Origin of the sequence: Paraburkholderia sp., from assembly GCF_035656215.1 — a bacterium.
Classification (GTDB): domain Bacteria; phylum Pseudomonadota; class Gammaproteobacteria; order Burkholderiales; family Burkholderiaceae; genus Paraburkholderia.
Genome location: NZ_DASRSY010000463.1, coordinates 1 through 8,336, shown reverse-complemented (window position 1 = coordinate 8,336; position 8,336 = coordinate 1). Strand labels below are relative to the sequence as shown.

Sequence of the window (8,336 nt, the reverse complement as noted above, 5' to 3'; positions counted from 1 at the left end):
AGCAAAACGAATTGACGGTCAATGCGGCCTTGCGTCCATCCGCCGTGCGGGTCGTGACGACGCAGACCCCGGTGGCGAAGCGGCCTAGCGCATTGCGCAGCTCGCGGCTGTCGGCAGAGGGCGTGCTCATGCTTTTTCCCCGGTTTCTTCTACGTTGAATTCGGGCGCCGCATTGGCGCCAGCACCTGTAAAACAGCGTGGATCGCGTGTGGAACCCCAGTAATCCAGCGAAGTCGGCGAGGGTTCGATACGCCGCGGCGCACGCGGAAACGCTTCGGGGAAAGCCTCCATGCCGAAGCTGTATTCCATCGTCAAGCCGTCCGGATCGAGGAAGTACAGAAACACGCTGTCCGACGCAGGATGCCGGCCCGGTCCGAATACCACGTCCGAATCGGCACCCTTCAGGCGCGTCAGCGCGCGGCCAATGTCGTCGATCTCCGTCACCATGTAGTTGACGTGATGCAGGCAGTGACGCTCGAACTTCGCGATGCCAATGCCGTGGTGCCATGGACTCGGCCAGCAGCGCATGAACGTGATGAACTCGCCCACTGAATCCGATTCGCGGAAATTCAGCACATCTCGCCAGAATTCGACGGCGCGCGCCGGGTCGGGCGTGTTGAACACGACATGCCCAAGCCGCTGGATGCGCGCGACAGTTGGCTGAAACGGGCGCGCTGAATCGTGCAAAGCAACATAGAACTCGACGGTCGCGCCGACGAGCGGTTCAAATACACGTATGGCTCTGAGTTGCGCACGTGAGCGGCACGTATCCGGATCGATTTCGTGCACGGAGAGACCTGCGCGAGCGAGGCGTTCGATCAGCGGCTCGAACTGCGCCATGTCCTCCAGCATGAACCCGGCGCAGCGCAGTCCCGCTTCGCGAGCCTCGTACAGGACAACGCTGTGGTGATCCTGATCGCAACGCAGCCGCACTCCGCCATCGTTGCCTGTATCGACGTATTGCAGCCCCACCACGTCCTCGTAAAAGCGGCGGGCGCGTTCCAACTGGCTCACATTGAGTTCGACTCGCCCCAGCTTCCGGTATCGGACCATCGTATGCTCTCCTTCAGTACTGTCCGCGCGGCGGCAAGCCGAGGCGCATCTGCCCGTACATCGTGGACACCGCCTGCCAGTTGACGCTGATGTGGTGCGCGAGCGCATTGATATCGCGCCAGGCGCGCTGGATCCCGTTGTCCAGCTGAATGCCGGTGCCGCCCACAACGTCGTAGAGCGCATTGATTGCTTCGACGCAAAGACGAACCGAATACGCATGCCCGCGTCGCAGCGTGATGCGTTGTTCGACGCTCAGCTTCATGCCGGCATCCACCAGGTCGGTGGCCAGTTGCAGATCGCGCTGCAAAATCAACTGCGCGGCGTCGACCGCCGCTTCAGCCTGGGTAACGGCCGACTGAACATGGCCAAACTGCGCAAGCGACGCGCCGCCGCCTGCGAACGCACCGCGCGTCGCACGCGCGGCTATGCTTGCGACGAACTCATCGATCGCACCGCGCAGAGCCGCCACGGCAGGATTGGCGAGCAACGGGGGAAAGCCGCTCAGAAATGGCACACGGTACAGCGCCGAATCGTGAAAATCCGCTCCCGGGGCCTCCTGTTCGAGCACATCATGAAATGACACTGTGCGATGCGCCGGAACGAATACCTCGGTTTCGATCGCGATATCCTTGCTGCCGGTGCCCGCGAGGCCGACCGTGTGCCACGTGTCGACGATCCGGTAGTCGCCCTGTGGCACGAGCAGGAATATCGGTCGCGGCGGAACGCCTTCGGGTTGCTCGACCATCGCGCCCAGCGCCAGCCATTGCGCGTTGTCGCTATTGCTGCCGAAGCTCCAACGACCCTTGAAGCGGTAGCCACCATCAACCGGCACGGCCTTACCCGTCGGCGCGATGCAGGAAGCCAGCAGCGCGTCGGGTGCGTTGCCCCACACGTCGTGCTGCGCTTCCTCCGGGAACATGCCGAGCACCCACGAAGCCGCAGCGCTGAGTCCGTAGCACCACCCCGTCGACGTGCAGCCGCGCCCGATTTCAAAAGACAGGCGGCGCAATGCCTCCAGGCTTAACTCGTAACCGCCAAAACGACGCGGTTGCACAACCCGGTAAAGGCCAGCTTCTTTCAGCAACTGCGTAACCTCAACCGAGACGCGGCGATCCTGTTCGGTCTGACGCGCCCGTTGCCCGACCACTGCACGCAGTTCTACTGCCGCATTGAACAAGCGGGCAAATTGGCCGCTATCCGCAAGGGAGGCGCTCGGCGGTGTGGCCGGACGCTCGAGGACGCTAGAGGGGGATGTCATGTCTGTAGCCTCCAAAACTATTGCAAAAGCAACCAATCCATGATCGAATTAAAACCGATAATAGTTGGTTTTGCAACCTTTAAAACCGCTCACCGGATCAGGAGTTACCCGAATGAACACCCGCCTCCAGCCGCTTCGCTGCGGCTGCATCGACATTCATACCCATGTTGTCCCGCACGATTTCCCCGCCTACGTGGGCAGCCGCCCGGACGCGCCCTGGCCCTCAATGCGCGATGCTCAACCTTGCCACCGACACGTGGTCATCTCGGGCAGCGTGTATCGAACGGTATCGAATCAGGCTTGGGACAGTGACGTTCGTCGCCAGGATATGGATCGGCTGGGCATTGCACGGCAGGTGCTCTCGCCTATGCCGGAACTGCTTTCGTACTGGCTTGATGCGGAGGACGGCGCAATGCTGTCGCGCTACCTGAACGAAACGCTGGCGAACATGGTGGCGCGCGAACCCGACCGCTTTAGCGCTCTCGGCGCCGCGCCCCTGCAGAACATGGACTGCGCGATCCGGGAACTGGAGTTCGCCGTCGGCACGCTGGGACTGTCCGGCATCGAGGTGGGCAGCAATGTGGGCGGCGTGCCGATTGGCGATCCACGTTTCTGGCCATTCTTCGAGGCAGCCGAGGCGCGTGGCGCAGCGATCTTCATCCATCCACTGCGCCCCGCCGGCATGGACCGCCTGGTGGGACCGGCCTCACTGGAGCAAATCGTCGCATTCCCCGGGGAGATCGGCCTGGCTGCAGCGTCGATCATCACAGGCGGTCTGCTAAGCAGGTTTCCACGCTTGCGCATTGCACTCAGCCACGGCGGCGGAGCGATCCAGACCTTGCTACCGCGCATGCAGTACGCGTGGGAATGCCAGCGTGCGTTGCGCGAAGCCATCCCCGTTGCGCCGATCGATGCCGCACGGGCGCTTTACTACGACGACCTTCTCTACAGCGCTACGGCGATTCGCGCGCTGATTGAGACGGTTGGTGAGGATCGCCTGATGATCGGCACCGACTACCCGTTTGCGATCATGGACGCCGATCCAGCAGCGCGTGTGACCTCCCTGGGACTGAGCGACGCCGTACGGGAGGCGTTGCGATGGAAGAATGCCGCCAGGTGGCTTGGCCTGCCATGAGCGCCTCCCGATCTGAACGGATTCAAAAGGTTAAGTGCGCCTCCTAAGGAAAGAAGCGCCACCCCCGGCGTAGCCATGGCGCTTGCGCGCAGTCGCGCAAGACGCCGCGTCACAACAAGCCACATGCAATTCAATTGCATTAGGTGATTCGTCGGTCGCAATCAGAGATACGACACGGTGTGCGCTACGCTAGCTGGGTTTCGTGATTGACAACAAAGTCTTTGGGTACGTCCGGTCCCCATACATACAGCGAGTCTTCTGGGGGATGATCCGCCGCATCCCACTGCGTACCCGCTGGGATGAAATCGATATCAAACGAGTATTCCGCGTAGCTACCCCAAGGATCACGGACATACCGGAAGTAATTCGAGCCCAACACGTGTCGTCCCAAACCCCAGCCGTCGCCATACCCGGATCTGGCCATCTGCTCGCTGCCGAGCGCCACATCGTCTATAGACGGCACGTCCCAACTCGTGTGGTGCAGTCCTACGCCGTCGGATTTGGCGAATGCAATCAGATGATGATCGCTTCCGTGCGGACTGTGCATAAACGCGATGATCGAACCCGAATGATCCGAAAGTCGTAGCCCTAGTGTGTCTGCGTAGAACCGCCGGGCTGCATCGACATCCAGGGTGAAGAGCAGAACATGAGAAAGATGGGTCGGACGAACTGCAGTCACCTGACTTCGGCAAGGCGCCCTGCCGTATTTGGACAATGCGGGTGGATAGATCCGCGTCGACTTACGGCTAGGCGAACACTTCTCCGCCACAACCAGTCGCATCGCAAGACCATCCGGTCCCTCGAACCAGATTCCGTCTGCGTCGGCACCCGCTGGCGCAGCAATATGCTTCACGTCATGTGCTCGCAACCGTTTTTCGAAGGCTTCGAAATCTTTATCAAAGATACCAAGCGAAATCCATCTCAATTGCTTGCGATTGCCCACAAGCACTCGCCCCCAACGATGCGGATTTCCAAATGTGTATAGACCGAGCCCGCCATCCTCCTGACGTACATCAAGACCAAATTCCACGTAGAAGCGCTCAGCTTCCCTTAGGTCTGGGACGCTGAACACGAACTCATGAATAGAATGGACGGCAAGGTCTGTGACCGTGCCGGCTGAATCGTCCGACCTCGTATCTGAAACTGCCACTGTCATCTCCTATAAGCAACGCCCGGCGAATCGGCGGATGGAACTCCGCCCGTTGGCAATCACAGATTTGTGGCCTGAAAGCTAACCTGTTGCCATCCGCCCTCACGATGGGCCCAGACCTGAGTAGTCATCACATGCATGTCAATGCGTTGTGCCGACTCCTTCATTTCGATCGCTTGGTCCAGACGTCCGGTCGCGACGGCGAGATCGCCGTAAACCCTGACGTCGAGTTTTTCGCGGCTGGCCGTCAGAAAGCGGATCTGCTTTTCAACCATCGCCAGATAGGCCGCCTTGTTGTCCGCCTTGCCGTTCGCATGCACATGCACCACGTCGTCGGATACGATCTTCTGTAGCGAATCGATATCGGCTTCGACAAGCGCACGGCAGCGTGCCTGCTCCAGCCGGATGATTTCCTGCTGGACTAATCCTTCGGTCATTCTTATCTCCGCTGCGGTTCTCATATTCAGGCAGCCTCGGCGCGCACCACGTTTTCGATCGCGCCGATCCCATCGATTTCAACTTTGACGCGATCGCCCGCACGTAGCCAACGCGGCGGCTTACAGGCAACGCCGACACCGCCCGGTGTGCCTGAGAAAATCACGTCACCCGGTTCGAGCGTCATCACCTTCGAGAGATGTTCGACCTGCTCGAAACAGTTGAAGATGAGTTCACGCGTGTTCGAATCCTGTCGCTTCTCGCCGTTGACGAAACAACGGATGCCCAGTGCGTGCGGGTCGGCGATCCCGTCGGACGTGACGATCCATGGGCCAAACGGCGCATGCGTATCGAACGATTTGCCGAGTGTGAACTGCGAGGTGCGCACCTGCCAGTCGCGGACGCTCACGTCGTTGGCCGCGCAGTAGCCGAAGATCACCTCGTGGGCACGCTCGCGCGACACATGCCGGCAGCGCGCGCCGATCACGAATGCGAGTTCGGCTTCGTAGTCGAGCTGTTCCGACACACGCGGAAGATCGATCGATGCAAACGGGCCCGCGGCCGATGTCGACATCTTCGCGAACCACAGTTGGTCGGCGGGTTTTTCCATGCCGGACTCGGCGAGATGGTCTGCGTAATTGAGACCGATGCCCAGCATTTTGGGCGGCCGGGGAACCGGAGCAAGTAATGTGACTTCGTCGAGCGAAATATCGGCGCGTGTAGTCGTCGCCAGATGTTGCAGGCGCTCCCCGAATGCGGGCCACGCAGAGATAAGACCGATCATATCGGCGGGCGCGTCAGCGACGTGTTTCGAAATCTGAATGATCCCGGTATCGACGACAACGCCAAGGGCAGGAAGACCGCCCGCCAGTGAATAGGTAACGAGTTTCATCCAGACGCTCCGTATATTAGAAAGTGGATTTGCCGGTCGCGGCCGTGCCGACCTTGCTTAACTCGGCATCGCTCGCGCCCGCCTCCCACATCAGGACGAGCTCGTCGGGATCGAATTCGACGCCGATCGGATTCTTCGCGAAGTCCTCCGAATGGAAGTACGCGCCGGGATCGTCGCCGTTATCCGACTGGAATTCGACGTCATTGCCCTCGGGGTCACGGAAATAGAGCGATGTGGTCGGGCCGTGATTGATACACCAGTACGGCAGGATGCCCGCAGCCTTGGCGCGCACATACGTCTGCAGCAGTTCGCCAATTGTGCGGAAGCTATATGCGACGTGATGCACACCCGCGATGTCCTCGCCCTTTGGCGGGACGTCGGGCATGTTGAAGAATGCGAAGCGATGGTGTTCCTCGTCGTAGGTAATGAAAGTCAGCACGTCGTCCTTGAACACGACATGCGCCTGGAACAGTTGCAGATACCAGGCGACGGTTTCGTCGCGGTGGCGGCAACGGTAGACCAGATGGGCCATCTTGAACGGCACGACACGCTCTGCCGTGCTTGACACCTGTGGCCGTGCCGATTGGGATACTTGGGTTGTACTCATGCTATGTCTCCGTTCTTCTGGTGGATTCAAGTCAATCCAGGGAGGCCGCGTCAGAGCAGCACGCGGCGGAAGTCGGCCATCAGTGAGGCCAGGCAGGCCAGAAACCGGCCAGCCTCTGCGCCGTCAACCGCGCGGTGGTCCCACGACAGCGACAGCGGCAATATCAGGCGCGGCTCAAATGCCGAGCCGTTCCAGACCGGTTTTATGCCGGCCTTACCCACGCCAAGAATCGCCACTTCCGGTGCGTTGATGATCGGCGTGAAATGCGTGCCGCCAATCCGACCGAGCGACGAAATCGACATGGAGCCGCCCTGCATCTGCGCGGGAGTGAGCTTGCCGGCGCGCGCGGCCTGGGCGAGCTCTGCCATTTCGGCGGCAATCGCCGCAACGCCCTTGCGATCCGCATCCCGGATCACCGGCACGACCAGGCCGTTGGGCGTGTCGGCGGCAAAACCCATGTGGAAGTAGTGCTTCTGCACCACGTCCTGGCCGTCGAGGCTCACGTTGAACTGCGGAAAGCGTTGCAGTGCGCTCACGCAGGCCTTGATCAGGAAAGCCAGCAGCGTGACCCTGGCCGTACCTTCCCGCGCCTCATGATTGAGTTCGACGCGCAATGCTTCGATTTCCGTAATATCCGCCTCATCGAAATTGGTAACGTGCGGAATGCGCACCCAGTTGCGATGCAGGTTGGCGCCGGAAATGCGTTTGATGCGAGACAGTGGCGTGCGCTCGATCGGCCCGAATTTGCTGAAGTCAATTTCAGGCCAGGGCAGAAGGTCCAGGCCACCGCTGCTTGCCGCTGGCGCGTTGGCGGGAGACGGCGTGGCCAGGACGGTCTTGACGTGTGCGAGTACGTCCTCGCGCAGTACACGTCCATTGCGGCCAGCTGGCTTCACGTCTGCGAGCGCAACACCAAGTTCGCGTGCCAGTTTGCGCACGGAGGGACCGGCGGCGACGTCAATGGGCCGCGCTGGCGCATGAAGCGAAGCGACCTTAGTGCGCGCGACGGGCGCGTTCGATGGCGCGCTGGCCGGCGTAACTGCTGCCGCGCACGCCTCTGGCGCAGACATCTGAAGCTCGGCATCAGACGGGGGCGCGACCTTGATCGAGGCGGCTTCGCTCGCACGCGTCTCTTCCGCAGGCGCCGCTGCTGCATCCGTGATCGCACCAGCAAACTCAATATGCGCGATCACACTACCCATTGAGACCATGTCGCCCGGCTTGAGCAGCACCTCCCGAATGGTGCCCGCCGACGTGCTCGGCACATCCATCGTGGCCTTGTCCGATTCGAGCGTGATCAGCGACTGTTCCACATCGACGATGTCGCCCGCCTGGATCAGCACCTCGATCACAGGGATATTCTTGTAGTCCCCAATGTCAGGGACCCTTAACTGCTGCATGTCCGATCCTTTTATAGTGCGGCGGTTCAGTGAACTAGCGGTTCCACGGCGCGTCCGGCCCAATCTCGATGTCGTAGCGCCTGAGCGCCTGCGCGTGTTTCGCACGATCGATCGAAGAGAGTGCCGCCAGCGCGATGTGGTACCGGTCCACTTCAAAGAAGCGTCGCAACGCCGGGCGCGTATCGCTGCGTCCAAAACCGTCGGTGCCCAGCGCGATATAGGGCGCCTTCACATACGACGCGATCAGTTGCGGATAGGCGCGGACGTAATCGCTTGCGGCCACCACCGGTGCGTCACCCGCGAGACAACGCGCGACGTGGCTTTGCGTGTCGTTGCTCGCACCAAACATCGCATCGCGTTCGACGCCGCGTGCATCGCGTGCCAGTTCCGAGAAGCTCGTGACGCT

General features: G+C 61.0%; 9 protein-coding genes. 1 reads left to right on the top strand and 8 read right to left on the bottom strand.

All coding sequences use genetic code 11. The annotated features are described in order from the left end of the window. Positions 1 to 126: 126 nt before the first annotated feature. Both VFE81_RS27150 and VFE81_RS27145 read right to left on the bottom strand, forming a co-directional pair. Positions 127 to 1,053, bottom strand: coding sequence for a VOC family protein (locus VFE81_RS27150; RefSeq protein WP_325047537.1), 927 nt, complete (start codon positions 1,051 to 1,053; stop codon positions 127 to 129). A gap of 13 nt (positions 1,054 to 1,066) precedes the next feature. Further along, a complete protein-coding gene (locus VFE81_RS27145) occupies positions 1,067 to 2,311 on the bottom strand; it encodes an acyl-CoA dehydrogenase family protein (RefSeq protein WP_325047536.1) in 1,245 nt (414 codons plus the stop codon). A 112-nt stretch (positions 2,312 to 2,423) separates the two neighbouring features. Here VFE81_RS27145 and VFE81_RS27140 point away from each other — a divergent pair, with 112 nt between their 5' ends. Beyond that, complete coding sequence (locus VFE81_RS27140; protein ID WP_325047535.1) at positions 2,424 to 3,446, top strand: amidohydrolase family protein; 1,023 nt, start codon at positions 2,424 to 2,426, stop codon at positions 3,444 to 3,446. A gap of 184 nt (positions 3,447 to 3,630) precedes the next feature. Here VFE81_RS27140 and VFE81_RS27135 read toward each other — a convergent pair whose 3' ends face one another. The 6 genes from VFE81_RS27135 to VFE81_RS27110 form a co-directional block, all read right to left on the bottom strand. Further along, the gene (locus VFE81_RS27135) at positions 3,631 to 4,596 is read right to left on the bottom strand and encodes a VOC family protein (RefSeq protein ID WP_325047534.1); all 966 of its coding nucleotides are present in this window, start codon (positions 4,594 to 4,596) and stop codon (positions 3,631 to 3,633) included. 59 nt (positions 4,597 to 4,655) lie between these two features. Beyond that, on the bottom strand, positions 4,656 to 5,033 hold the full coding sequence (locus VFE81_RS27130) for a nuclear transport factor 2 family protein (RefSeq protein ID WP_325047533.1): 378 nt from the start codon (positions 5,031 to 5,033) through the stop codon (positions 4,656 to 4,658). A 26-nt stretch (positions 5,034 to 5,059) separates the two neighbouring features. Continuing rightward, positions 5,060 to 5,923 carry a fumarylacetoacetate hydrolase family protein gene (locus VFE81_RS27125; protein WP_325047532.1) on the bottom strand — a complete coding sequence of 288 codons (864 nt, stop codon included), beginning with the start codon at positions 5,921 to 5,923 and terminating at the stop codon, positions 5,060 to 5,062. Between the two features lie 16 nt (positions 5,924 to 5,939). Then, the gene (locus VFE81_RS27120) at positions 5,940 to 6,530 is read right to left on the bottom strand and encodes a VOC family protein (protein ID WP_325047531.1); all 591 of its coding nucleotides are present in this window, start codon (positions 6,528 to 6,530) and stop codon (positions 5,940 to 5,942) included. Between the two features lie 50 nt (positions 6,531 to 6,580). Continuing rightward, entirely contained in the window at positions 6,581 to 7,930 is a 1,350-nt protein-coding gene (locus VFE81_RS27115; protein WP_325047530.1) for a dihydrolipoyllysine-residue acetyltransferase, read from the bottom strand. Between the two features lie 34 nt (positions 7,931 to 7,964). Beyond that, the coding region (locus VFE81_RS27110) for a transketolase-like TK C-terminal-containing protein (protein ID WP_414695668.1) at positions 7,965 to 8,336 on the bottom strand (372 nt) is incomplete at its 5' end.

Bases quoted from the DNA above. Each gene is read 5' to 3' on its own strand.
- VFE81_RS27150 (WP_325047537.1), bottom strand. From the start codon at position 1,053: ATGGTCCGATACCGGAAGCTGGGGCGAGTCGAACTCAATGTGAGCCAG.
- VFE81_RS27145 (WP_325047536.1), bottom strand. From the start codon at position 2,311: ATGACATCCCCCTCTAGCGTCCTCGAGCGTCCGGCCACACCGCCGAGC.
- VFE81_RS27140 (WP_325047535.1), top strand. From the start codon at position 2,424: ATGAACACCCGCCTCCAGCCGCTTCGCTGCGGCTGCATCGACATTCAT.
- VFE81_RS27130 (WP_325047533.1), bottom strand. From the start codon at position 5,033: ATGACCGAAGGATTAGTCCAGCAGGAAATCATCCGGCTGGAGCAGGCA.
- VFE81_RS27125 (WP_325047532.1), bottom strand. From the start codon at position 5,923: ATGAAACTCGTTACCTATTCACTGGCGGGCGGTCTTCCTGCCCTTGGC.
- VFE81_RS27120 (WP_325047531.1), bottom strand. From the start codon at position 6,530: ATGAGTACAACCCAAGTATCCCAATCGGCACGGCCACAGGTGTCAAGC.
- VFE81_RS27115 (WP_325047530.1), bottom strand. From the start codon at position 7,930: ATGCAGCAGTTAAGGGTCCCTGACATTGGGGACTACAAGAATATCCCT.